Origin of the sequence: Clostridium sp. 001 (genome assembly GCF_019056555.1) — a bacterium.
Classification (GTDB): Bacteria; Bacillota; Clostridia; order Clostridiales; family Clostridiaceae; genus Clostridium_B; species Clostridium_B ragsdalei.
Genome location: NZ_CP020473.1, coordinates 321,887 through 347,771 on the forward strand (window position 1 = coordinate 321,887; position 25,885 = coordinate 347,771).

Sequence of the window (25,885 nt, forward strand, 5' to 3'; positions counted from 1 at the left end):
TTAAAACTTTTATGTCTACATTTTATTTTGCTCTAAATATTTGACTTTATGCATTTAATAGCATCTCTTATTTTAGAAAAACCCCCAATAAATAATAGAATAAATAATTTTCATGACTAAATTTAAGAAAATGTTAACAAGTATAGAATAATTGTCACAATATATTTGAGAATATATACTTCTTTTCAAATATAATTGAGTTAAAATTTCCCTTATGATATGGTAGAAAGGGGATTTTTATAATACTAAACTAATTGCACTTTTATATGTACAAAACATAAATAATATACGCAATCCACATTAATATTAAAGAATCCATATAATAACACTTGAAAAGGGGTAATTTAGTTGAAATTAAGAAATATGCAAGGAAAAATTTTAGCATGTATCTTACCATTAGTTTTACTAGGAACATCTATAGTATCCTTTATTGGATATACTAATTCTAAAAACATGATCAATGCTCAAATTGATGAAAAAATGGACTATAAGTTACATGAGTCTGTAGAAAATATTCAAAAACTTTTATTAAAGGATGGTAAAGTAGCTGAAACTTTGGCCAAAGTAGCCGAGACTTCAGGAGGCACTTTAAGCCCAGATGCTTATAAATCCTTATTGGAGAACTTTGTAAAAACTAATGAGGAAACATATGGTTCAGGAGTCTGGTATGAACCAAATAAATATAATGCAAGTCAAAAGTACTATGGACCCTATGCATATAAAAATAACGGTAATGTAGAATATACAGATGAGTATAGTAATGAAACTTATAATTATTTCAAGTATGATTGGTATAAAAACGCCAAAAATGCAAATAAGAGCTTAGTTTGGTCTATACCTTATTATGATGATACTAGTAAAGTTACCATGGTTACTGCAGCATCACCTTTTTATGATCAAAACAAACAGTTTATTGGTGCTACTACAGCAGACATGGATTTAACTAGTCTACAAAAAGCTATACAAGACATGAAGTTTGGTACAAGTGGTAGAGCCTTCCTTTTAAGTAGTGATGGGACATATATATCAGCCCCAGATAAAAGCAAAATTATGAAAGTTAAAATTTCAAATGACAGTAATAGTAGTTTAGCAGCTATTGGAAATGACATTGTAAAACAGAAAAGTGGTGAAAACACTTTCTACCAAAATAATGATAAATATAGAGTATATTATACTACAGTCCCAGAAACAGGTTGGACAATAGCCATAACTGTTTCTCAATCAGAATTATATGCTCCACTTAAGTCTTTTCTTTTTAAAACAATACTTACATTTTTGATAATTATTGCACTAAGCGTACTTGTAGCAATCTGGTTTAGTAGACAAATTAGGAATAACATATCAAAAGTTAACGAATTAGTACATGCTGTTTCTAAGGGAGATTTAACAAAAACATTAGAAATAAACACAAAAGATGAGTTAAATATTATGAGTAAAAATTTAAATAGTATGACTGCAGGCTTAAAAAATATGATTTCAGGGGTTTCTGAAAGTATAGAGCAGATAGTTTCTATTTCAGAGGAATTAGCTGCTAGTTCTGAGCAGACAGAAACCACTGCAAGTCAAATAGCAACATCTGTATCTCATATAGCTGAAGGCAGCAACAACCAGGTAGCAGATGCAGATAAAACAGTAAATAGTATGACCAATATTTATGGAGATATAGATAAAATATCCGAAAAGGTACAGGACGTTACAAATCATTCTGTTGAAACTTATAAAAAAGCCGAAGAAGGTACAAGTGTGGTAAATAATGCTGTAGAACAGATGGAAATCATAGATAATAATACTACAGTATTATCAAAAGTTGTAAATATACTAAATAGTAAATCAGGAGAAATCGGAAATATAAGTTCTATTATTATAGATGTATCGGAACAAACTAATTTACTTGCCTTAAATGCAGCTATAGAAGCTGCCAGAGCTGGAGAACATGGAAAGGGATTTGCCGTTGTAGCAGAAGAAGTCAGAGTATTAGCAGAACAGTCATCTAATTCATCTACTCAAATTAATGTACTTATTAAAGAAATACAAAATGAAATTCAAAAAGCAGTAACTTCCATGCAAGAAAGCAGCAAATCAGTTAAAGTGGGTATTAATTTAGTTAAAAATACAGGGACTTCTTTTAGTGAAATATTAAAAGATATAAGTAGTGTTTCTGATCAAATACAATATGTAGCTAAGGGAGTACACCAAATTACAATTTCCATACAGGATATGGTTAATTCAGTAAACAAAATATCAGATATTTCTAAGGAATCATCAGAAAGTATACAAAGTATAGCAGCTTCCTCCGAGGAACAAATGGCTATTATGAAAGAAGTAGCAGAAGTATCAGAGAATTTATCTAATATGGCTGTAAAATTAGGCTCAGATATAAATACGTTTAAGATGTAAAAATAATAGAATATATCTAAAATGGAACGTGCCTAGATCAGTGTAAATTAAATCTAGGCACGTTCCTCTTTTCACTTATTAATTGTTTATTTTATTTCAATATTACTTACTTGACAGAAGCTGTAATAAAACTTATTGTATAAATACATACAAATTTAATGAAAGAAGGAAGATAAATGAAAAATCCTATAGTTACAATTGAAATGGAAAATGGTAAATTAATAAAAATAGAACTTTATCCCGACACCGCGCCAAATACAGTAAATAATTTTATATCATTAGTTAAAAAGGGATTTTATAATGGTACAATTTTTCACAGGATTATACCAGGATTCATGATTCAAGGAGGAGATCCTGAAGGCACAGGAATGGGCGGCCCAGGTTACTCAATTAAGGGTGAATTTTCATCAAATAATTTTGAAAATAATTTGAAACATGAAAAAGGTGTAATATCTATGGCTAGAACTATGGCTCCTAATTCTGCAGGCTCTCAATTTTTTATAATGACAGATAATGCACCTCATCTCGATGGTCAGTATGCTGCTTTTGGAAAAGTTGTAGAAGGAATTGATACAGTAGATGAAATTGTAGCACAAGAAAGAGATTACAATGATAAGCCTTATGAAGACCAAAAGATGAAAAATGTAACCATAGATACTTTTGGCAAAGAATATGATGAACCACAAAAGACAAATGATTAAAATAAATAATTAGGTTAGGAGATAAATTATATGGTTTTTTTTGGACACCTTGGCCCCACAACAGCAGCTTTTAAACTTTATGAAAAGATACATAAAAAGGAGACAATTGACTATAGATTTGTTCTTGTTGGGGCAATTCTTCCTGACCTCATAGATAAGCCCATAGGAGCATTTCTATTTAGAAATACCTTCCATAATAGTCGTATATTCGGGCATACTCTTTTATTTTCACTTATACTTTTATCAATAGGCATAGGTCGTATTAAAAGAAATAAAGGAAACCGTATTTTCACACTTGGGGTTTCAACTTCAATCCATCTAATACTTGACAGTATGCAGTTATATAAAGGAATACTTTTTTGGCCATTTTTAGGATTTAAATTCCCTGAAAGACCAGAAGGAAATTGGTCACAAGGAACGCTTCAAAGACTTCTTACAGATCCCTCCTACTACCTAACTGAAATAGTAGGATTTATAATTATTATGTATTTTTTTATAAAACTTATAAAAAGCAAAAGATTAAATGAATTCATACGAAATGGTAAACTCTAATTAAACACAGTATCCTAAATCAAGTAATTCTTCGGATAAAAAAAACATGCGATTAGGTTCGCATGTTTTCTATAATACTTAGAACTTATAAAATAAATTTTTAAATATCTATACAGTAAATTTATGAATCATTTCATCAAGATTTTGTGCAAGTTCCGATTGAGTTTGTGCAGATTTTGCTATATCCTGTATTGCAGTGGAAACTTCAGTTACACTACCTAATATTTCTTCAGACCCTGATGCAGATTCTTGTGTAGTTGAGGATATATTATCAATAGCTGCTGTTACTTGATCTACAGTTTGACTCATTTTATTTGCAGCTGATGCTATATCTCTAGCCATATTATTCATAAATTCAGAATCCCTATCATATGCCATACCTGTTTCCAGAAGCAGTTTCTGGCTTGGTTTTACATTATTATTTATATACTCCAGTATATCTTTTGCACTGTTAGATAAATTATTAAAAGCATCTTGAACTTGTACTACCATACTCTGAATTTGCGTAACAGCCTTTGCTGATTCCTCTGACAGTCCCCTTACTTCCTCTGCCACTACTGCAAATCCTTTGCCGTGTTCTCCAGCACTAGCTGCTTCTATAGCTGCATTTAAAGCCAATAAATTTGTCTGTTCTGCTATATCTCCTATGGAATCAGCCATTACTTTTACCTTATCAACAACTTTTCCTGCTTCTATGGCCTTTATAATGTTCTCATGCTTTTCACTATAAATTTTATCTCCATTTTCTATATCTGCTTTAGCCTTAGTTTTAACCTCAGCTGCCCGTGTTTTTATTTCTTTTACTGAAGATTATGCATTATCAGCTTTATTTGAAAGTTCAGCTGTAGTTGAGTTTATTTCCTGAACAGCAGCATCTACTTCTTCCGTTACAGCACTTAAACTTTCATTTCCCTTTGCTATTTGTTCAGTGGACTCATTTACAGTTTCTATACTAGCATAAACTTCTTCTGTTGTTGCAGATAGTTCTTCACTAGAAGCACTTATATCTGTAGAACTATTACTAATTTGTAAAATTAAATTTCTTATATTCTCCATTGACTTATTTAAAGCTTCAGCAAGCTTGCCAATTTCGTCCTTACTCTTAACATCTATTTTTTGTGTTAAGTCCCCACTTCCAATAGCTTCTCCCAATTGCAATATCTTTTTTACTTTCTCCGACATCAGTTTAGCTATTAGTATTCCTAGTAAGACAGAAACAACCAACCCTAAAACAGTTACAATTACAATAAAAATAAAAGCACTGGCCGTCATCTTGTCATTAACATCATCCTTATCATCAGCCCACTTAACATTGAGATTAATCATATTATCTATTTGACTATTCATTTTTTTCCTTACAATACTAACTTTAGGGTAAACTTTAAGTGCTTCATCATAGTTATTTTCACTAACAAGCTTTATAAGTTGCTCACGAATGTCTCTATACTCATTTACTGACTTTTTTAGTTCTTCAAATAGCTTTCTATCTTCATCCTTCGTAATAGAACTTTCATAAGTATTCATAATTTTAGTATTATCTTCTTTTAAATTAGCTATTTCTTTTTTTATATCATTAAATTCATTTTTATCCCTTTTGTATACAAGAGAAAGTAGGTCTGCCCTAATTTCCGTTTGATTGTCCTTTAAAGCTCTAATAGCATTTATACCAGCTAAATTGTCATTATGCATGTCAGCTGCATTTTTACCTATCTGTCCTATATAGATGCCTCCAATTATGCCTACTATTATTATAAATAAAGATGTTAAAATAGATAATGACATTATTTTTTGAACCATTTTTAAATTGCTAAACCACTGTTTCATTAAAATTCTTCTCCCTTCACAGTTTAATACCCCAGTTTAATATTCGATATATTTCTGGAACTCTTTATCAATTATTATTGTATTACATTTTTCGTCTAAATGACTTTCTTATTTATCCAAGCAGCATTTTGTTAAAATCTTGATTTTTATTTGATATTCTCTTCTTATACATAAGGAAGGAGTATTTATTATGGGAAAAGATTATTTATTGGAAACTCAAAAATTAACAAAAATATTTAAAAGGGATTGTGCTGTAAATGGCCTTAACATTTCAATTCCAAGAAATCATATTTACGGACTTCTTGGTGCTAATGGTGCAGGAAAATCTACTACATTAAAAATGTTAACAGGACTGCTAAAACCAACTTCAGGTAAAATCAATTTTGATGGTCATACATGGACCCGTAAGGATTTAAGAAATATTGGTGCCTTAATTGAGCAGCCTCCTATTTATGGAAATTTAACTGCAGAGGAAAATCTAAAAGTTCACACCACCCTTTTAGGGTTACCTAACAAACGTATTAAAGAAGTATTAAAAATTGTAGACTTAACAGATACAGGTAAAAAGGAAGCTAAAAATTTCTCCATGGGAATGAAACAACGTTTAGGAATTGCCACTGCAATCTTAAATCATCCTAAGTTACTCATACTAGACGAACCAACTAATGGGTTAGATCCTATTGGTATTCAAGACTTACGAAAACTCATAAAATCCTTTCCTGAGGAAGGGATGACTGTAATACTATCCAGCCACATCTTAGCAGAAGTAGAACAGATCGTAGATTATGTGGGAATTATGAGTCACGGCATATTAGGTTATCAAGGAAAAGTTAACCCAGGTGAAAATTTAGAAGAACTATTTATGAGTGTTGCAGAAAAAACTACTAGAGGAAGAAGGATTGCCAGATGAACAAGTATCTAATTGCTGAAAATTTTAAAACAAAAAGAACTATGCTTCGTAAAATACTTATTTTTATGCCTATATTATGTACTATTCTTAGCTTTACTTTTGATTATTTAGGCTTTGGATATTTCACTTCTGACTCTGTTTTTACTTCTATAAATCATTGGTCTTTATTATGGATGCCAGCTTTAATTGCTTTAACTACAAGTATGTTTCACAAACTTGAACAAAACAGCACAGGTTATAAGACGATTTTTTCTTTTCCTATTGATTTAAAGAAAACCTGGATATCTAAAATTACAATTTTATCATCATTTACATTGATATCCTCTATTTTTTTATGTGTAATTCTTACTATATTAAATATGATCTTTACTAGGACACAAGCAAATAGTGTACCATTTTACTATTGTCTTATAGCCGCTATCATAGGCTGGCTTACATCCCTCTGGCAGATTCCTCTATGCCTATGGTTAAGTAAAAAGATAAATTTCTTTGTCTTATTACTTGCAACCTGTGCAGCTAATTTAGAGCTCGGTGCAGCTTATGCCCCATCCTCTTTGTGGTGGCTATCTCCATGGACCTTTCCCCTTAGACTGCAGTGTCCAATATTGCATCATCATCCAAATGGACTACCCCTAGAACCAGGAAGCAGCTTATTGAATCCGTCAGTTATTCCAGTTGGTATTTTAATAGGAGTTTTTCTATTTTTAGTTCTAATAACTTTTACCACTTATTCGTTTAAAAAAAGTGAGGTACATTAATATGAGTGAACTTTGGCACAGCTACAAAGCAGAATTTTTTAAAAATAAACACAGTATTTTTCTCCGGGCACATATTGTGCTGCCTTTTCTCTTAGTTTGTCTTATGACTTTTACAAGGCTTGGTAAATCAAGTGATTTGGGGATATTTAGTAACTTCTTTAAACTGATGGGATTTGCCTTTTCATTACTTGCTGCAGTACTTTGCGCGCTAATTGCTGATCAAGAAAAGCAAGCTGGGCATTGTCAAATAATGCCTAGCAAACTTTCCCATAAAACAACTTCTTTTGTAAGTCAACTGTGCATGTTACTTACAATGTGCTTAGGAGCTATATTTTTTGCTATATTACTATTTTTCATATCCATGAAACTCATATTGCATATAAACAGCATAAACTATCTTTTGTATTTTAAAACAGGGGCTTTCATATTTTTATGTGTTATTTTCCTCTATAGTTTATACTTAATTTTAGCTTATCATTTTAATACAGCTGTTTGTAATATAACTGGATTTGCCGGGGTCATAATTTGTGCTGTAGCCTCTACAGCACAGGGAGACAGTGTTTGGATGTTCTTGCCCTGGGTGTGGCCCATACGGTTTATAAACTTTATAGTTATGTCTCAATACAAGCTTCAAGGTAAAATTCCCCCAAAAGAAATTTTTTTCTCATATACCCAAAATGGGCTAAATACAGGACTAACATCTATGATAATAATGACAATTTGCTGTATTATATTCTATATACTTTCCTTTCACTTTTGGGAGGGTAGACAAAAATAATCAATAAAAGTATCATGTAAATAATGGGGGGTAGAACATGGCAAAAATTTTAGCTGTAGATGATGACAGGCGAATTTTAAAATTGATAAAAAATGCTTTGAAATTAAACCATCATGAAGTAATTACACTGCAAAATCCAGAAAATATTCCTATAGAAGATTTTTGTGGATATGATCTGATTTTGCTGGATGTAATGATGCCAGGGATAGATGGCTTTGAACTTTGTCAGAAAATACGCAGTGCAGTAGATTCTCCAATTATTTTTTTAACAGCAAAAACAGACGAATCAGCAATCGTAAAAGGGTTAGCCTTTGGCGGAGATGATTATATAGCAAAACCTTTTGGAGTAATGGAATTAAATGCTCGTGTTGAAGCATACCTTAGACGTGAAAATCGCGGCAAGTCAACAAAAAAATTAGTATATGGTGATATTACAATTGATTTTGATAAGAAGGAAATACTGGTCAATAATAATGTCATTGCTTTTACTAAAAATGAATATAATATTTGCGAATTTTTAGCACTTAATCGAGGTAAAGTATTTACAAAACAGGCAATCTTTGAGGCAATTTACGATTTGGACAGTGACACTCAATTTTCAGTAATCACTGAATATATAAGATTAATCCGTAATAAATTTAAAGGATATAACTGTTTTCCTATAGAAACAGTGTGGGGAGTTGGATACATGTGGAAGTAAAAAAAACATCCTTTCAAATGTACATTATTAAATTTATCTTAAAAGTGGGGTTTTCTTTTATTATACTTTTACTTGCTTTACTTTTTGTTTTTAGTTATATCTATAATAACAAAATGCTGCTGCCATCTAAATATTCAGAACAATTAGTGGAAAAAGTAACGCCAAGTATAAAAAGTGCTAAAGAAGTGACTTCTGAATTAATACCTAAAAATTTAAAATATACAATTTTAGACAAACAAACTTTAGATGTAAAAAAAAGTACCATGAATAAGTCCCAAATTAAAAAAGCAAAATTACGTATTAAAAACCACCAATTTACAGGAGCTGATTTTTTCGGAAATGCTTATGCTATAATCGAGCGCCCAAAAGAATACTGCGTAATTCATTACAAATTGATCATGCAATTTGCAAACCCAACCCTTCGAAATCTGATGCCTTATCCTGGATTAGCTATTGCTTTGCTTTTTACCATTATTTTGTTAATTACACTGTATTTTCTTTCCCTGCAGTTTTCAAATAAGATAAAAAGAGAATTAAACAAATTTAGCTTCATTACTCAAAAAATTGAAGATAAAGATTTAGATTTTGAGGTGCAAAATTCTTACTTTGTAGAACATCAAAAAGTTATGGATTCCTTAGATAGTTTGCGCCGCAGCCTTAAAAAATCCTTAACCTGCCAATTTGAGCAAGAAAAAAACAAAGGTGAACAAATTAGCGCATTGGCTCATGACATCAAAATACCCATTACTGTCATTAAAGGAAATGCAGAATTATTAAGTCTTACACAAAAAGACGAAAATGCATTAGATTATACAAATGAAATCATGGAAGCAGCAGGTGAAATAGAACATTATACTGAGCTTTTAATTGAAACTTCTAAAAATGATCAGTCCATTGCCCTGCACAAAGAAAAAAGCAATGTAAATAAATTTCTACATGTAATTGAGAAGGATACACTATCCTCTATTGGAAACCATCATATTCATTTTGTACTTGACATCAGTATTCCAAAAGAACTAATGTGGAACATTGACTTTTCCTCAATGAAACGAGCATTTATGAACATCATTATAAATGCACTTGAGCATACTCCAGATGAAACATCATTAAGCTTACAGGTCCATTTGAAAAACAATTTAGCTTCTTTTGTATTTACTGACTCTGGAAATGGCTTTTCACCTGAAGCACTCAAAAAAGCTGCAGAACTATTTTATACTGATAATAAAAGCCGAAGTCAAACAGGTCATTATGGTATTGGATTAACTTTTGCAGATAAAGTAATTAGGGCTCATAATGGCACTCTTCATATACAAAATGATACATATACGGGCGGTGGGCAAATTGTAATTTCATTGCCTGTAGAGCTGTAGATCTAAAAACTTAAATGTCAAACTGCCCTCTTCCCCTTTTTATCACTTAACATGATGCTTGCAGTATTGTATACATAACCGGACAATACATAAAACAAATTTTCCTGCTTATTCATATTCCACTTTTTAATATTTAAATCCACAATCCTCTTTAGCTCATTAGAAATTGCCCTAGTATATCCTCTCACTTTTCCTTGTTCCATCTTTTCAAAAATTTCTTTAGTAAGCCCTATAATTTTGATTTCGTTTATGCCAGTGTAATTGAGTTTATTAAATATAGATTCCTTATCTTCTGAGTTAATTGAACTTTTTTGAGAATTTTTATGGATATCTTTCCATTGTGCATTTCTCATTTCTCCCATAAGATACCCTAATAAAAACATAGCTATTTCTTCTTGGTCGTATTCCATTTTTTCTACATAACTTTTAATGTCGCCCTTTAGATGGAAATTTCCCCTATCCATAATCTTTCCTCCCTCATATACCCTTTTTGCTTCTCACTATATTCCTATATCTTCAAATAATATAGGAACATAGTCAATCATTTTACTTTTACTATTCTATAAATAACCATGTTTTCCTCCTTTTTGTTATATAAAATTACTATTTTGTTATTTGCATTTTCCACTTATATGGATATTTATCCTTATTTTCATTTCCATTTTTTATTAACATAAAATAGGCATCAAAAATATTTCCATCTTTGCCTTTTAAACCTTTAATTTTAACTTTACCATTTTTGAGAAGCTCTCTAACCATAGTTTTAGTAGGTTTTTTGCCCATACAAGCCAAATACTTATCATTCTTCCATATAGTAAACTTACATCCCTCTTTCCAGTTGCTACATCCAAAAGCATTTTTACCTTCTACAATATCGTGTCCGCAGCATGGACATTTTCCTAAGACTTCATTTTCAAAATTAAATACAATTTTTCCTTCTTTATCAATTACCAAGGAGGCATTAAATTTCTTTCCGCTTTTACTCTTAAATCCTTTTATGACATTAGTTTTACAATCTTTAATAAGCTTTTTTACATGGGTTTTTAAAATCTCTTTTCCTGCTATTTCATTGCCTACAAAAAACTTGCAACCTTCTTTCCATCTATTACAGCCATACCCTGATTTATTTTCAACAACCTCTCCTTCATGACATACAGGGCACTTTCCAATGCTTTCTATCTTAATTTTACTATCTGATTTATTGTTATATAGATACAGCTTTTCTATTTTAATTTTATTACCATTTTGGACAATGCTATTTAATTCATCTTTTACTTTATCTATTATTTCATTTATTCCTATTTCCTCTTTATAAACTTTTTTAAGCTGCCTGCCAAATTCAACTGTTTTTTCTTTATTTAAATCAATCTTTAATTTTTCAAGTGCTTCTATAAGTTTTTTACCTTTATTCTCACACTCTAAGTGACCTTTCAGCTCTTTTATATACTCATATTTTTTTGCATTTTTAATTATTCCTGCCCTTGTTGCAACAGTACCTATCTCACAGCCTTCAAGTATCAATTTATATTCTTCATCATCATTTTCACCTTGTAAATCTTCTACTTCTTGCTTTTTAAAAGGATTTTTAAGGAAATTGTTTAGTTCTGATTCTGTTACTCTACCAGGCTTTTGGGTTTCTTTCTGATCTACTGATAATTTAGTGTCTAATTCCTCCCCTTCTACAAATTGAGGCAATTCATTTTCCCTTTTAGATTTTTCGTATTTTAAAAAGCCAGGACTTTTTATAATATTTCCCTTTAATTGAATAATTTCATCATCTATTTTTATTAATACACTTGTTTCTTCTATTATTGTTTCTTCATTTAAAAAATTACTTATAAATCTATTCTTTATTGCAGTATAAACCTTTTTCTCACCTTCCGATAATTTTTCCTTTGATGGAATTTTTATGGTTGGAGTGATTGCACTATGACTTTCTACTTTTTTACTATTAAAAATTTTCTTGTTATCTTTAAAAGATATATCTGCATTAAAATTTTCCTTTACTGCTGCAATTACACTTTTTATTCTATCTTTTTCATTTTCCGCCAGGTACTCTGTATTAGTCCTTGGATATGTAGTATATCCATCTTCATATAGTTTCTGCAAATTTTTTAAAGTATCATCCAAAGACATTTTTTCTTCCTTAAACATTTTATTTTGTAAAGTATCCAATGAAAAAAGCTTAGGCGGCTGCTTTTTAACTTTTTTCTTTTCAACTTTATCAACTATAGCCTTTTTATCTTTCAAATTATCCAATAGTTTTTCAGCTTTATCTCTTTCATTTGCTGCAAACTTTCTATCCTTTAATTTAGCTTTTATATGTAAGTTATCTTTATTTATGACAGCCCCTATCTCAAAATAAGTTTCTGGCTTAAAATTTTCAATTTTTTCATCTCTATCATATACATATTTCACAATAGGAATTAAAACACGTCCTACAGGTAAAAATGAACCTGATTTTATACTTAAATACCTGGTTAAATTTATTCCATAACTCCAGTCTAAATATGTTCTTGCCAATCCTTCGTCATATAGATTTTTGTATTCTATATCATCTCTTAAATCTTTTAAACTTTGTATAATTGTTTGTCTTGTTTGTTCTGGCAGCCATAATCTTTTAACAGGTTTAGTAACATGTTCTTCTTTAAAAGCTCTAAATATTATATTATTTACAATTACTTCCCCTTCTCTATCTGCATCACCACAATTCACTATCTCCTGTACATCATTTCTTTCTATTAGTGATTTTATTATTTCATATTGCTTTTTTACTCCTTCGTCTTTTCGTAATCTAAATTTAAATTCTTTTGGTACAAAGGGTAATTCTTTCAAAGTCCACTTTGTTTTTTCTCTTCCAAAATAATCATCTACATCGTAAAGTTGAAGCAAGTGACCATAGGCAAAAGTAACTATATAATTTTTATTTTCAAAATATCCATTATTTCTTTCCATATTACCAATACTCTTGACAATACTCATTGCCAGACTTGGTTTTTCAGCTATAATAAGTGACTTCAATTTAGTTAATACCTCCAAAGTTTATGTCTTTAACTTTATTTGTAATAAATTTATACAATAATAATCATGAATAATAAGTTCCCATATAAAAATATACCATTGTACTATCATAATGTAAAAACTTAAGGGCAACATTAGTATTAATTGCAGTAATATGCTATTATTAATTGACTTAACTAAATAAAAATACACATTAGGCATTTGAAAGAAAATAACAAGTCAAAGATGCGATGGATATTTCTTTGAAAATGCCTTAATAATGAAAGGTATGAAAAAATGAATTTTAAGGAACTAGAAATTAGTGAAAATATAATAACTGAATTAAAACACATGGGTATTACTAAACCAACACCAATTCAACAAGAGAGTATTAAATTTATTAGAGAAGGAAAAGATGTTATAGCTGAATCACAAACGGGTACTGGAAAAACTCTTGCTTTTTTGATTCCTATTTTTGAAAATATATCACCTAATGTAAATTCAACTCAAGCACTGATTGTAACTCCTACAAGAGAACTTGCTATTCAAATAACTGAAGAAGTTCTAAAACTAAAAAAAGCTAAAGATATAAATATTTTAGCTGCATATGGTGGGAAAGATATAGGTTCTCAGTTAAAAAAACTAAAGAGAAACATTCATCTAATTATTGCAACTCCAGGTAGGCTTTTAGATCATCTTCATAGAAAGACTATAGATCTTAGCAAATTAAAAACATTAGTATTAGATGAAGCAGATCAAATGCTGCTTATGGGATTTAAAAATGATGTAGAAGACATTATAAAGGAAATCTCTAAAAAACGTCAAACATTGTGTTTCTCTGCAACTATGAATTCTGAAGTTAAAAAATTAGCTTATAGATACATGACTGATCCTTTAGTGGTTTCCATTAAAAAGGAAGAAGTTACACTTAATAATATTAAACAATATGTAATAGAAACTACTGATAAAAAAAAGCAAGATGCCTTGTGTAATATTATGGATCAAGATAATCCATTTATGGCTATTATATTTTGCAGAACTAAAAGAAGAGTAGATGATCTTGAAATTGCACTATATCAGCGTGGATACAATTGTAAAAAGCTTCATAGTGATATACCTCAATCAAAACGTGAAAGAATAATGAAATCTTTTAGAAATGCAGATATTCAGTATTTGATAGCTACAGATGTGGCCGCTAGAGGACTAGATATAAGTGGAGTTACTCATATATATAATTATGATATTCCAGAAAATGTAGAGTCATATATACATCGTATTGGTAGAACAGGAAGGGCCGGTGAAAAAGGCTGTACTTGTCTATTTGTAGATCCAAAAGATAAAAGGACTTTAGAAGAAATAGAAAGAGGTATAAAATTTAGGATACCTAGAAGAGAGTTAAACATATAAAATTTTGACTTAATATAAAAAAATTGCGAAGCAAAGCTTTTAAAAATAACAAAGTTCAAATAACAAAGAACAGATAAAGATGATTTCCCTCGTACCTCAGGAAATCTATAATCTTAATATTTTCTGACCTTAGGAAGAAAATTATCCTTATCTGATATTTGAACTTTGTTCTTTGTTCTTTTAAAAAATTTCTTCGCAATATTTTTAAACAGTGAAAATTTGTATATAATCTTATATCAATTTACCGTATTATATCTATATTATCAACTAAATCTGGAATATCTTTTCTATAAATTCTTCCTGAAAAAGCTTCATGTGGAAGTGATATAAATTTAGTGCCAGGCTGAATAATCCTGCGATAAATAGGATCTGCAATAACAGCTTTTGCACCCTTCAAATATGTCATAATACTATCTTCATCTTCTGCCAAAATATCTTCTGATAATAACAAATCAGCTTCCGTTTCCAAAGGGCATAAGACTTTAACTTTCATATTCCTTTCAAGTGCAAGTGCTGCAGCTAATGATTCCGAATAAATGCTTTCTCCTATAATAACTGTGTCACCACCACACATAGCTCGTTTATCATATGCAATTTGGGATTTTCCTGTACTAATTGCCCTATCCAGTGATTTCATTACTACATCTGCAAACTGATCTCCCATTGGAACGCCTACAACATATGGTGTTCCAAACTTCTTCTGTAATTCTTTTGCTGCTAAAAGTCCAGTAGAAGAAACAACTAAGTTTACTTCTGCAGCTCCAGCTTGTTTCATTTGCTCCAATGTACTTCCCATTGCCCATACAGATAAAACCTGAAAATCAGCTTCAGTTAATCGTCTTTTAATGCTGTCTATACTGCTGTTTACTGAATAATCCAGAGGAGTAGCTCCAAGTACATTTACACTTTTTGTTCTTTTAGGTATACTAGTTAGAGTAAATCGTTTTACTATTTCAGCAAGAGCCTGTTCTGCTCCACATATGTAAGAGTGCATTCCATTTGTTTGAATAGCAAACGTAGGAATTTTAGTTTCATTTTCAATCACTTCTGCAATAGCTGGAAAATCTGTGCCTATCATCATTGGAATAGGTGTACCTGCAATAGCTATAAATTTAGGATGTAGCTCATTTGCAGCTGCCACAATATCATGTATTAATTTTTCATCATCACCCATGATAGCTTCCATTTCAGAAAGTCCTGTAATATAGATCATGCTGTCCATATCATACCAACGTGGTTCGTCATGAGTAGTATATGTTGAATTGCACCCTGATGCATCATGCATTACAGTCATCCCGCCTAATTCATATAGTGCGGAACAAACACCTGACACATCTGCCGTATATGTTGAAATAAATGCTGATGCCTGTTTCATAGTAAGCAACCACACCTCCATCCTTTGATTTGTATAAGCTTTCGTACATCTTTAGGACATGTAAAAGCTTCTTTCATAAGTCCAGCAAGTCTCACAATTCCATCAAAACCGTACATGCCGCCGCCTTCTACTACATTTACAAAATATTCACTTCCTGTAAAATAAGCAGCCTTTTGTCCTATTGCAAGGCTCTTTTCACTACATTTTCTATCCAGAACACCCATCTTTGCATGTACTGTAGCATACACTTTAATCTCAGGTTTGTTTTTTACAAGCCAGTCAAAATCTGTCTTGTCCCATTTTGTAAATGAATCTACATACAGCCTGTCCACATTAAATCCATTTTCCACAAGTAATCGAGCAAGTCCTGCTGGTCTCGGAACAGCTGTATAATCTATGGAAACCTTTGCGCCACCAATGACTTCTTTTGCTTCTTTCAAAGCATTTAAAGCTGCTGACTTTTCATCTGCATATTCTTTTTTTGGTAATCCTAAATACTCGCTCAATGTATTCAAATTTTTTGTTATTTCATCAAATCCATAACATAAAGGCAAATGCAGGTGCTTCTGTCCTAATTTGTCTTGCAAATAATCTCCACCTGGTATTGCAACAGGCAGATAGGATATGTTTGCACAGCTTTCAGCCATATTAAGATATTCATCATAGGTTTTGCAAAAAGTAATATCTTTCAGTTCATATCCATTTTCACGAATGGTCCGTATAAGTTCACTGCTTTCATCCGTAGGAATATTGTTACCAATGATATTAATGCTTTTTTTGTTAATTTCCATTGGTTGAAGGATGCTGTATAATTGACGTTTCATTTTCTCATCCGGAGTCAGGCCGCTTTTTCTCATAATTGGATCCATATAACAATCCGTGAAAGCCACATCCGGATATCTTTTTCGTAATTCTGTGTAAACTAGCTCCAAATCACATCCCATAAAATAATGTATGCAGGCAGTAAATATTAGAACTGCTGGAGGTTTTTGTGGAAGTTTACTGAGTATATCTGATACACCCTCAATGATAAGTTCCTCCATATCACCTTCAAGCACATTATTTTCCTGCACAGCTATAGTTGAGAATCTGTCCAATGTGCCCATTTCTGCTGCTGTAAGAACAACTCCTCTTAAACAGTTTGCTGCACATACATATATCTGATGCGACTTTGGAATAAGCATTCCAACATGAACTATATTCCATACTCCCCTAGCAGGAGCGTTATATTGCAGGCCAGATACAAATGGCTCAGGAAATGCAGCATCTTTTATTAAAGTACAGGTACCTGCCTCATCAACGTGTCCAGATACATTTATAAGCATGATATCTCCTTTCCACATATCCTCATAATGATCTCTGCCAGCTTTCTATACTGTTTTGCCATATCACTTTCAGGAAATGCTTCTATTACCGTCTTGTTCAAAGTTTCTGCTTCCTGAACGACCTCACTTCTGTCCAGGGTACCAACTATTTCTGAATGAATATCCTCTGCCAATTCGCTTACTTTTTCGTATTCATTCTTCACATCTTTTCTGTTAAGAATAAGACCTCCAAGGCCAGCATAACCTCTATTTTTAAAGTTTTCTATGGCCATTGCAATATTGGCAGCTGCATGAATCGCCATGTTTTCACCTGAGGTTATAATAAATACTTTGTCTGCGTAGCCCTTACGCATTGGCATAGAAAATCCTCCACATACTACATCACCCAATACATCATATATTACCACATCTGGTTTATATACCTCATACGCACCTTTTTCCTTCAATTTTTCAAGTGCTGCTATAATTCCCCTGCCTGCACATCCAAGGCCCGGATTAGGTCCACCTGCTTCTACACATATGACGCCATTGTACCCAACAGTAACCATATCTTCTAAATCAAAATTATTCTTCTTTTCCCTTACAAGTTCAAGCACCGTATTCATATTTGTTTTGTCATGAAGTGAAACTGTAGAATCAGCTTTAGGGTCGCATCCTATCTGCATAACTTTTATTCCTTTATCAGAAAGTGCAGCTGATATGTTAGAAACTGTTGTAGATTTTCCAATGCCGCCTTTTCCATACACTGCAATTTTTATCATAATGTGTTTCCTCCATACTCTAATTTACTAGTGTTTAATTAACATATTCTTGGAAGCAATTCTCCTCCTGGAGGTGGCAGCAATGTTTCAGCACCGATTTCTGTTTTTACAATAACACGTCCAGGCATATCACAAGTGACCTCACCAATAATGGCTGCATCTTTTGAATATTTACCTTTATGTAATGTATCCACAAGTTTTGGAGCAATTTCTTTTGGAGCAAAAACTACAAGTCTTCCTTCACATGCAAGATATAGTGGTTCCAACCCCAGCATGCCGCATACACCTTTTACACCATCTGCTACCGGTATACTCTTTGAATCTAATCTAATTCCAACTTTGCTCTGCTCGGCAATTTCATATAATACCGTACCGACACCTCCACGTGTAGCATCTCTGATTACATGAATATCTTTTGACGTATCAAACATAGCTTTTACTGTACCCCATAATGGTGCACAATCACTGGTTACATCTGCTTCAATTCCAAACTCATCTCGTGCCAGTAAAACAGTACATCCATGTCGCCCTATATCACCGGTTACAATAATCGCATCGCCTGGTTTTGCATTAAAACCAGAGGTATTAGCATCATCCATAATCTGTCCTATACCTGTTGTTGTTATAAATACTCCATCAACTTGCCCTTTTCCAGCAACCTTTGTATCTCCTGCGGCTATTTTAACCCCTGCTTCCTTTGCAGTCTTTTCCATGGCTGCTGCAATTTTCTCTAATTTATCCATTGGGAAGCCCTCTTCAATAACAAAAGCACAGGATAAATACAGAGGTTTCGCTCCCATACAGGATAAGTCATTTACTGTACCACAAATGCTTAATTTGCCAATATTTCCACCTGGAAATTCCGATGGAGAAACAATAAATCCATCTGTTGTAAAAGCTAGTTTTCCTCCTTTAATGTTCAATACTGCAGCATCATCTGCTGTCAGGTCAGGATTCGAAAAATGAGCTCTAAAAACCTGATCTATTAATTCTGATGTTTGTCTTCCTCCAGCTCCATGAGCTAGTGTAACTGTTTTATCCATTTATTTTTCCTCCATACTGATAATATGCTGAACATGCTCCTTCATTAGATACCATACATGCTCCAACAGGATGTAGTGGCGTACACCCTTTGCCAAATACTTTGCAATCCGATGGCTTGCATTTTCCCTGCAAAACATCACCACATCGGCAAGCCGGATTACTTCTTCCCTCTACTTTTCCTAAATGAAATTTGTCTCTGGCATCAAACTCTTTATAAGCTTCCTTCAATTTAAGTCCTGAATTTTTGATAACACCAAGACCTCTCCACTCAGAATCGCAGTCCTCCATGACTTCAGATACAATAGTCTGAGCCGCTTTACTGCCTTCATATGTTACAACTCTCGGATAACAGTTTTTAAAAAAGCTTTCTCCTTCTTGTAATTTTGTGATTACTACAGCAAGTGCTGTCATAATTTCATTTGCAGTAAAACCTGTTATTACTCCACTAACGCCTTCGTTAACTAAAGACTCACATAACTCCGTACCTGTAATAGCATGTACATGGCCAGGATATAAAAATGCATCTGCACTATTTTTTAGTGTTTTGTATACTCCCGGCATGGTTTTGTTTGCCGTAAGTAATGCAAAATTTTTAAGTTCTGCACCTTTTGCCTTTTTTACAGCCAGACAGCTGGCAGGTGTGGTTGTCTCAAATCCTACTGATAAGAATACTACCTGCTCATCAAGGTGGTCTCTAGCATACTCATAAGCATCAATAGGTGAATATACTATTTGAACTTTGGCGCCTTTTGATCTGGCTCCAGCAAGGTTCATTTCTGAACCAGGCACTCTTACTAAATCTCCAAAGGTACATATGGTAGCATTATGGTCAAGGGCCAGCATAATAGCTTCATCAATAAAGCCAACTGGTGTAACACAAACCGGACATCCTGGTCCTGATATGAGTTCAATATTTTCTGGTATTATATTTCTGATTCCAAGTCTGAATATCTCATGGGTATGCGTTCCGCAAACCTCCATAATACGGATCTTTGGTCCATCATAGGATTCAATAATCTCCTTTGCAGTTTTTTTTATGTTCTCAGCCATTATAATTCCTCCATGATTTTATCTGTTTCACTCTGATCATCGTTTGTAATTTTTGAAATGGCGATTCCTGCATGAACCATAACGTAATCGCCTGGTTCCAATTCATCGATTAATTCTGCAGATACCTTTCTTTTTGCTCCTGAAGCATCAATTAGAGCCATTCCTTCTTTAACCTTTACAACTCTTGCTGGTAAACCTACACACATAGTTATTCTCCTCCCCTTTTTTTAATTTATTTATATGTTCCATTGCTGCTACTGCCTGACCTAGTGCTATTCCACCATCATTTGGCGGCAACAAACTATGAATTAAAACTTTAAATCCAAGTTTTCTCAAACGGTCTAGGCTCATTTTTAATAATAACTGGTTTTGATATACTCCTCCGCTTAATGCTATGGTTTTGATTCCAGTGTTTCTAGAAGCTTGTATACATCCAGCTGCAATCATATCTGACAATTTTTCATGGAAGAAGTAAGCAAGCATCGCTGCATCTTTCCCAGTTAAAGTTTCCTCTATGATTTTCTTTACTAAAACATCTGTTGCGAAAATTAGCTGTCCATTTGAATTCTCATAAACAAGATTTGAAAGTTCAATACTATCCTCATCAGTAATTTTGCTGCCACTATTATGGTCCGCATGTTTTTCTTCATAAGCCTCTGCTGCAAATTCAAGGGTAGTAGAAGCTTCCCCTTCAAAAGATGATTGTTTTCTGATATTCAAGATAGCACTTACAGCATCAAACAAACGCCCTGCACTCGTAGATGTTATGCTGTTTATTTTGTTGTCAGCCATCATAAACTGAACATCGCAGTTCTTCTCATCACATAATTTAAGCTGTCTTACAACTTCAGCTGCTTTTTCTTTATCTTTGTATATACTGTAAATCATGGATACCGCAATTCTCCAGCCCTCTTTAGCTGACATGTCACCACCGATCTGAATAAAAGGTTTTATGCTGCCAAGCCTTTCAAATCCATCATAAGTAACTTCTAATAGCTCTCCACCCCAGATGGTTGCATCTGTTCCATATCCTGTTCCATCAAATGAAACGCCTATAACTGGATCAGAATAATCATTTTCAGCCATACAAGATAAAATATGTGCATAATGATGTTGAACCTGAAATACGGGAATTCCAATTTCCTGTGCAATGCACGTAGTATTATACTTTGGATGCATGTCACATGCCACAATTGTTGGCGTCGTCTCAAGCAGAGTTTCCAATCTTGTAATAGACTCTTTCAATGCTTTTACTGTTCTCAAATCTTCCATGTCACCAACATAGGGGGACTGATAAAACAAATCATTTTTGCCTATACAAAAAGTATTCTTGAGTTCACCACCAACTGCCAGTACTTCCCCTTTAAATCCGTTTGAAACCATAAACGGAAGCGGCGCATATCCTCTGGAACGCCTTATCATATAAGGTTTTTCTTCAAAGAAATCCATAACCGAGTCATCTGCACGAATACGAATCATTCTGTTATGTGATAAAATAACATCACACATTTTTGATAATTCTGTTATTGCATCATTGTCATCTCTACATATTGGTGCACCTGATGTATTACCACTTGTCATAACCAGGCAATCCGGCATAACTATATCATCATCATATGTAAATATCAAAAGTTGAACAGGAGCATAGGGAAGCATAACTCCAATCTTTGGATTATCAGGTGTCACAGCATCACACACCATTTTGCTTTGCTTTCTTTTCAGAAGTATAATTGGTTTCTGATGACCATCCAGTACTTCTTTTTGAACTTTTGTAACTTCACATTCACGTTCTACAGTTTCCATGTCCCGCATCATAACTGCAAAGGGCTTTGCAGGTCTTGTCTTTAATTTTCTAAGCCTCTCTACAGCTTCCTGATTTGTGGCATCACAGCAAAGATGGAAACCTCCAATTCCCTTTATAGCTGCAATCCCTCCATCATGGATTACTTGTCTTGTATAAGTAATTGCAGTCCTGCCCCGCTCGCCTCTTCCAATTAAGTAAACCTCCGGGCCGCATTCATTGCAGCATACCGGCTGCGCATCATATCTTCGAGTTTCTGCATGAGTATATTCATATTCACACTCCGGACACATTGGAAATTCACCCATGCTGGTACGTACACGATCATAAGGCATGGAATCTAAAATAGTAAGTCTTGGTCCGCAGCACGTACAGTTTATAAAGGGATGAAGATATCGTCTGTTATTCTTATCAAAAAGTTCTCTTTTACACTCTGGACAGATGGCAATATCAGGAGATACAAAAATCTCACCTTGCACATGTTCACTTTCAATAATTTCAAAGTCCTGAAATTTTTCTGACTCTTCCTCTTTATGCACATCAATTTTTAATATTGATGAACGCTTTGGAGGATTGTGTTCTAAATCGTACAAAAAACCCTCTAATTCACTTTCACTACCTTGAGCCCATATTTCCACATAAGGTCCTTTATTGCATACACTTCCCCGTATATGATTTTTATCTGCATGCCGGCTTACTGTAGGTCTAAATCCAACTCCCTGCACAATACCATAGACTCTAATAGATAAAGTTTTATAATCTTTCATATCATACACATCTTTCCTGAAACTGCAAAATGTGGTGTGCCCACATACCTTCCCTTGAAGTTAGGTATTGCACGTTTCAATATATTATCACCTACAATTACATCGTAATTTCCTTGTTCTATAAGTTCTACAAACTGGTCCTCTTCTGTAAGAGAAATATCTTTTGCTTCTTTAAGCTCGTCCTTTAACATAAACCATGAAGCAACTGTTATGTCTGAATTCACATTTTCATTTATTTTATCTCTGATAGAATTTGCTATAACCTGCTGATGTATTACTAAAACTTTTTTACCCTCAAAACTTTTAAACTGTCCTTTCATCTCATCCTGTAACATATCTCCTACCAGCGGATAATAAATTTCATAAGGTGTTCCAAATCTCTCTTTTAAATACTGTGCAGCCTTTAATCCAGCAGGTGATACTACTATATTTTTAAATACACTCCCTGCAGCCTCTACCTTTGACAAATCCGATTCCATACCATAGCAGTAAACATTTTTGAAACCCTCAGATTTTAGTGTCATTTCTATTTTATCTGCTGCCTTTAAATCACTTACATCAAGTGGGATTGTACCAATTACACCAATGCTTTCTTTATCTACTGTGAGGCCATCTTTTGCAAAGGTCTCAAACATTTTAAGATAAGCCTTTTCAGCCCCTATATCATATAATTCCATACCAGTAGTTTCTATGGTAATGACCGGTACATCAAGTTTTTTTTCTGACATTTTCTTTATTGCTTTGTAATCAGTAGCAATAACTGAAGGTACCGGAGTTCCGATAATTGCTGCAAATTTTGCTTCCACTTTTTTAGCAGCATCTGCAAGTTTTGCCACAAGCCTGTCATCACGCCCCAGTATAGCATCCATATCACGAAGACCAGCACTGAAAATGGCGCTTTTTTCTGCATTCCATCTAGGCTCATCGAATCCACATACGTTACCAGCACATCCCCCTGCATCACAGATAACTATAATTCCCCCAAGCTTATAAAGAACAGATGCTGCACCAGACTGATCTGGTGCAAAAGGTGGTATGTATTTTCTTAATCCTTTCATCTATGCCTCCTTACCAAAACAATCCAACGAATGTTTCAATTCCTCAAATAATTTTTTTACGCCAGCATACCCAAAGGGCTGAATGTCCTCATTCCAAGGTACATTTACACAATCAGGGTGGTAGTACTCTGCATCCTTGCCAATGGTTATATCAATCTTTTCTTCACTGCAGTCATAATAAATCATGGTAGGTTCAAGATTGGAATAAATCTTAGTCTTAGGACTCAATTTTGCAACTTTTCTGATATAAACAAAGTCTTCAGCCGTAAGACTAGCATATATTTCAGCTACTTTAAATCCATATCTTAAAAGTGCCAAGGAGAGTTCAAAAGAATTAGCATTCATTGCTTCACCTACTGCAAAGGTTATATCAGGATAAGCAGCTTTTAATTCATCTATGGCCTTTTTTGCTTCATCATAATATTTTTGATCATCAAAGCTTGTACCAAGAGCACTGGTGAAAATTTTGTATTGACTTTGTACTTTATCTATCTGATACAGTCGTACAAGCTCTGCTGATGGAATATTCAGTCGTTTCATAATATCATCTGCTGCAAATCTTGCTTCTGGATTCAATACAAGATTAAAATTTGCCTCTCCCATATGCATATATTCATCAAAATCTTTACAGCGGGAGATCTCATTTATTTTCTTCATGCCAATATGGTGCAGCAAATCATATAGTTCTGAGTTTTCCATAAGTGGAGCAAAATATCCCAGTATATTAACTGTATCCAGCTTTTTTTCCATTGGTTTAAGAAGTGAATAAATGGACTGCCTTACATGTACCATAGGAGGCTTACGACCTTCTCTTGTTAATGCATACATATAACAGGGAAGAACAGGAATATTTACCTTATCCATAGCTTTTCTGCAAACACGCTCCATGTCTGTTCCGAGGAGTGCATCAACACATGTAATACAAATCATAACCACTGACGGCATACTTGGTGTACACTTACAAATCTCTTCAACTGCCTGTGGAATATTCTTCAAATGAGCTCCAGTAACAATATCAGTTTCATCCATTACCAAGTAGAACATTCTCTCACTGTATCCACCCTGCTCACTTAATGTTGTCGTATTCCTGCCGCAGCACCCAGGAGCTACTAAAAGCATAACTGACCCTGGTATTGCTAGTCCTGCACGCTTAACTCCAAATCCTTGCGCACCAGGTGAATTAAAAGAAAGAGTTGCTGGTGAACTGTAAATCAAATGGGTATTCGAAATAAGTTCTGCAGGAATATTATCTTTACCTTCTGCGGCTAAGTTTTCTGCTGTAATATAATATGACTCTTTTTTCATTTCATTTCCTCACTTTTAATCAATAATGTGGCTAAATTGAAAAAGCACTTACTTATTGGAAGATTAGGGTCTCCTTCAATAACTGTTTTCCCCATCTCCTCAAAATGATTGATATTATTGTCTCTTGGGATATCACCTACAATAGGAAGATGTTCCTTGCTGGCAAAATCTTTTACTTTTTTTTCTTCATTTTCAATATTTCTATGATTGAATACGATACCAAACACCTTTGCATAACCCCTATCTGCAAAATTTTTAACTGCACTATTTATGTTATTTGCTGCATAGAGGGCCATTTTTTCACCAGAAGTAACAATAAGTACTTTTTCAGCATATCCTTCACGAATAGGTGCTGCAAATCCACCGCAAACTACATCTCCTAAAACATCATAAAGTACAACATCTGGCTTGTACTCTTCAAAAAGATTTAAATCCTCTAATAAATTAAATGTAGTAATAATTCCTCTGCCTGCACAACCAAGTCCTGGTGTAGGGCCGCCAGTCTCTATACACAGAACGCCGCCAAAACCTACTTTTGAAATATCTTCAATTTTTTCTGGATCTGCATCAAATTCTCTCATATAATTCATTACAGGCATTAATGTTTTTCCTCCAAGCAAATTGCTATTGGAATCTGCTTTAGGATCACATCCTATCTGAATAACTTTTTTTCCGAGCTTGGCAAAGGCTGCTGACAAATTACTGGTAATTGTAGATTTCCCAATACCGCCTTTTCCGTATATAGCTATTTTCAGCATTTTTTAACCCCCTATGGTATTTCATTTTTATCTTCTTATGTAAAAAAACTCCTCCCAAGTTTGGGAAGAGCTTAAATGCGGTCATAATATATTAATGAATCTTACTTAGCAGGAAAAGCATATATCCCAAATCTTTGATTTAGTGATAATCGCTTTCTCTTTAGAGTTTTATTTCTCCACTAAGTTCAGATAAACAATACATAATATATTAATTTTTTACTGCCCGCTCTTTATCTCAGGACAC

At 33.4% G+C, this 25,885-nt stretch carries 23 protein-coding genes; 9 read left to right on the forward strand and 14 right to left on the reverse strand.

Annotated features, from left to right (window positions below; genetic code table 11):
• Nucleotides 1-348 precede the first annotated feature (348 nt).
• From B5S50_RS01440 to B5S50_RS01450, 3 genes are all read left to right on the forward strand, one after another.
• Nucleotides 349-2,397, forward strand: coding sequence for a methyl-accepting chemotaxis protein (locus tag B5S50_RS01440; protein WP_065076641.1), 2,049 nt, complete (start codon nt 349-351; stop codon nt 2,395-2,397).
• Nucleotides 2,398-2,573: 176 nt separating this feature from the next.
• Nucleotides 2,574-3,098, forward strand: a complete 525-nt coding sequence (locus B5S50_RS01445; protein ID WP_065076640.1) for a peptidylprolyl isomerase — start codon at nt 2,574-2,576, stop codon at nt 3,096-3,098.
• A 30-nt stretch (nt 3,099-3,128) separates the two neighbouring features.
• Entirely contained in the window at nt 3,129-3,650 is a 522-nt protein-coding gene (locus B5S50_RS01450; RefSeq protein WP_217302887.1) for a metal-dependent hydrolase, read from the forward strand.
• A gap of 108 nt (nt 3,651-3,758) precedes the next feature.
• On the opposite strand, the gene B5S50_RS21400 is transcribed toward B5S50_RS01450, so the two are convergent.
• Nucleotides 3,759-4,445, reverse strand: a complete 687-nt coding sequence (locus B5S50_RS21400; protein WP_368041500.1) for a methyl-accepting chemotaxis protein — start codon at nt 4,443-4,445, stop codon at nt 3,759-3,761.
• Nucleotides 4,446-4,460: 15 nt separating this feature from the next.
• A complete protein-coding gene (locus B5S50_RS21405; protein ID WP_254306666.1) occupies nt 4,461-5,474 on the reverse strand; it encodes a methyl-accepting chemotaxis protein in 1,014 nt (337 codons plus the stop codon).
• Between the two features lie 190 nt (nt 5,475-5,664).
• Here B5S50_RS21405 and B5S50_RS01460 point away from each other — a divergent pair, with 190 nt between their 5' ends.
• From B5S50_RS01460 to B5S50_RS01480, 5 genes are read left to right on the forward strand one after another with little or no spacing between them, the layout of a single operon-like run.
• Entirely contained in the window at nt 5,665-6,384 is a 720-nt protein-coding gene (locus B5S50_RS01460) for a lantibiotic protection ABC transporter ATP-binding protein (RefSeq protein ID WP_065076637.1), read from the forward strand.
• Nucleotides 6,381-7,142 carry a lantibiotic immunity ABC transporter MutE/EpiE family permease subunit gene (locus B5S50_RS01465; RefSeq protein ID WP_065076636.1) on the forward strand — a complete coding sequence of 254 codons (762 nt, stop codon included), beginning with the start codon at nt 6,381-6,383 and terminating at the stop codon, nt 7,140-7,142. Before B5S50_RS01460 ends, B5S50_RS01465 begins: the two co-directional genes overlap by 4 nt.
• Before the next feature lies 1 nt (nt 7,143).
• Nucleotides 7,144-7,920 (forward strand): lantibiotic immunity ABC transporter MutG family permease subunit, encoded by a 777-nt coding sequence (locus tag B5S50_RS01470; RefSeq protein ID WP_217302888.1) that lies wholly within the window; start codon nt 7,144-7,146, stop codon nt 7,918-7,920.
• Nucleotides 7,921-7,957: 37 nt separating this feature from the next.
• The gene (locus B5S50_RS01475; RefSeq protein WP_065076634.1) at nt 7,958-8,620 is read left to right on the forward strand and encodes a response regulator transcription factor; all 663 of its coding nucleotides are present in this window, start codon (nt 7,958-7,960) and stop codon (nt 8,618-8,620) included.
• Nucleotides 8,611-9,990, forward strand: coding sequence for a sensor histidine kinase KdpD (locus B5S50_RS01480; RefSeq protein WP_217302889.1), 1,380 nt, complete (start codon nt 8,611-8,613; stop codon nt 9,988-9,990). The genes B5S50_RS01475 and B5S50_RS01480 overlap by 10 nt, the downstream gene beginning before the upstream one ends.
• 17 nt (nt 9,991-10,007) lie before the next feature.
• Here the strand turns inward: B5S50_RS01480 and B5S50_RS01485 are convergent, their stop codons facing one another.
• The gene (locus B5S50_RS01485; protein ID WP_065076633.1) at nt 10,008-10,454 is read right to left on the reverse strand and encodes a TM1802 family CRISPR-associated protein; all 447 of its coding nucleotides are present in this window, start codon (nt 10,452-10,454) and stop codon (nt 10,008-10,010) included.
• Nucleotides 10,455-10,593: 139 nt separating this feature from the next.
• Nucleotides 10,594-13,011: a type IA DNA topoisomerase gene (locus B5S50_RS01490; protein WP_083985479.1), complete on the reverse strand. Its 2,418-nt coding sequence runs from the start codon at nt 13,009-13,011 to the stop codon at nt 10,594-10,596.
• 276 nt (nt 13,012-13,287) lie between these two features.
• Between B5S50_RS01490 and B5S50_RS01495 the strand changes: the two genes are divergently transcribed.
• Nucleotides 13,288-14,397, forward strand: coding sequence for a DEAD/DEAH box helicase (locus B5S50_RS01495; RefSeq protein WP_065076632.1), 1,110 nt, complete (start codon nt 13,288-13,290; stop codon nt 14,395-14,397).
• A 241-nt stretch (nt 14,398-14,638) separates the two neighbouring features.
• On the opposite strand, the gene B5S50_RS01500 is transcribed toward B5S50_RS01495, so the two are convergent.
• The 10 genes from B5S50_RS01500 to B5S50_RS01545 are packed head-to-tail and all read right to left on the reverse strand — an operon-like array spanning nt 14,639 to nt 25,641.
• Nucleotides 14,639-15,772: a nitrogenase component 1 gene (locus tag B5S50_RS01500; RefSeq protein WP_065076674.1), complete on the reverse strand. Its 1,134-nt coding sequence runs from the start codon at nt 15,770-15,772 to the stop codon at nt 14,639-14,641.
• Nucleotides 15,769-17,115, reverse strand: a complete 1,347-nt coding sequence (locus B5S50_RS01505; protein ID WP_254306667.1) for a nitrogenase component 1 — start codon at nt 17,113-17,115, stop codon at nt 15,769-15,771. Before B5S50_RS01505 ends, B5S50_RS01500 begins: the two co-directional genes overlap by 4 nt.
• Nucleotides 17,088-17,858 carry an AAA family ATPase gene (locus B5S50_RS01510; protein WP_023161797.1) on the reverse strand — a complete coding sequence of 257 codons (771 nt, stop codon included), beginning with the start codon at nt 17,856-17,858 and terminating at the stop codon, nt 17,088-17,090. The genes B5S50_RS01505 and B5S50_RS01510 overlap by 28 nt, the downstream gene beginning before the upstream one ends.
• A gap of 38 nt (nt 17,859-17,896) precedes the next feature.
• Nucleotides 17,897-18,901 (reverse strand): hydrogenase expression/formation protein HypE, encoded by a 1,005-nt coding sequence (gene hypE / locus B5S50_RS01515; protein ID WP_023161798.1) that lies wholly within the window; start codon nt 18,899-18,901, stop codon nt 17,897-17,899.
• Entirely contained in the window at nt 18,894-19,952 is a 1,059-nt protein-coding gene (gene hypD / locus B5S50_RS01520; protein ID WP_023161799.1) for a hydrogenase formation protein HypD, read from the reverse strand. Before hypD ends, hypE begins: the two co-directional genes overlap by 8 nt.
• Nucleotides 19,952-20,158: a HypC/HybG/HupF family hydrogenase formation chaperone gene (locus B5S50_RS01525; RefSeq protein WP_023161800.1), complete on the reverse strand. Its 207-nt coding sequence runs from the start codon at nt 20,156-20,158 to the stop codon at nt 19,952-19,954. The genes hypD and B5S50_RS01525 overlap by 1 nt, the downstream gene beginning before the upstream one ends.
• Nucleotides 20,121-22,520, reverse strand: coding sequence for a carbamoyltransferase HypF (gene hypF / locus B5S50_RS01530; RefSeq protein ID WP_023161801.1), 2,400 nt, complete (start codon nt 22,518-22,520; stop codon nt 20,121-20,123). The genes B5S50_RS01525 and hypF overlap by 38 nt, the downstream gene beginning before the upstream one ends.
• Nucleotides 22,517-23,578, reverse strand: coding sequence for a nitrogenase component 1 (locus B5S50_RS01535; RefSeq protein WP_023161802.1), 1,062 nt, complete (start codon nt 23,576-23,578; stop codon nt 22,517-22,519). Before B5S50_RS01535 ends, hypF begins: the two co-directional genes overlap by 4 nt.
• Nucleotides 23,579-24,883, reverse strand: coding sequence for a nitrogenase component 1 (locus tag B5S50_RS01540; protein WP_013238959.1), 1,305 nt, complete (start codon nt 24,881-24,883; stop codon nt 23,579-23,581).
• Nucleotides 24,880-25,641, reverse strand: coding sequence for an AAA family ATPase (locus B5S50_RS01545; protein WP_217302890.1), 762 nt, complete (start codon nt 25,639-25,641; stop codon nt 24,880-24,882). Before B5S50_RS01545 ends, B5S50_RS01540 begins: the two co-directional genes overlap by 4 nt.
• Nucleotides 25,642-25,885 lie beyond the last annotated feature (244 nt).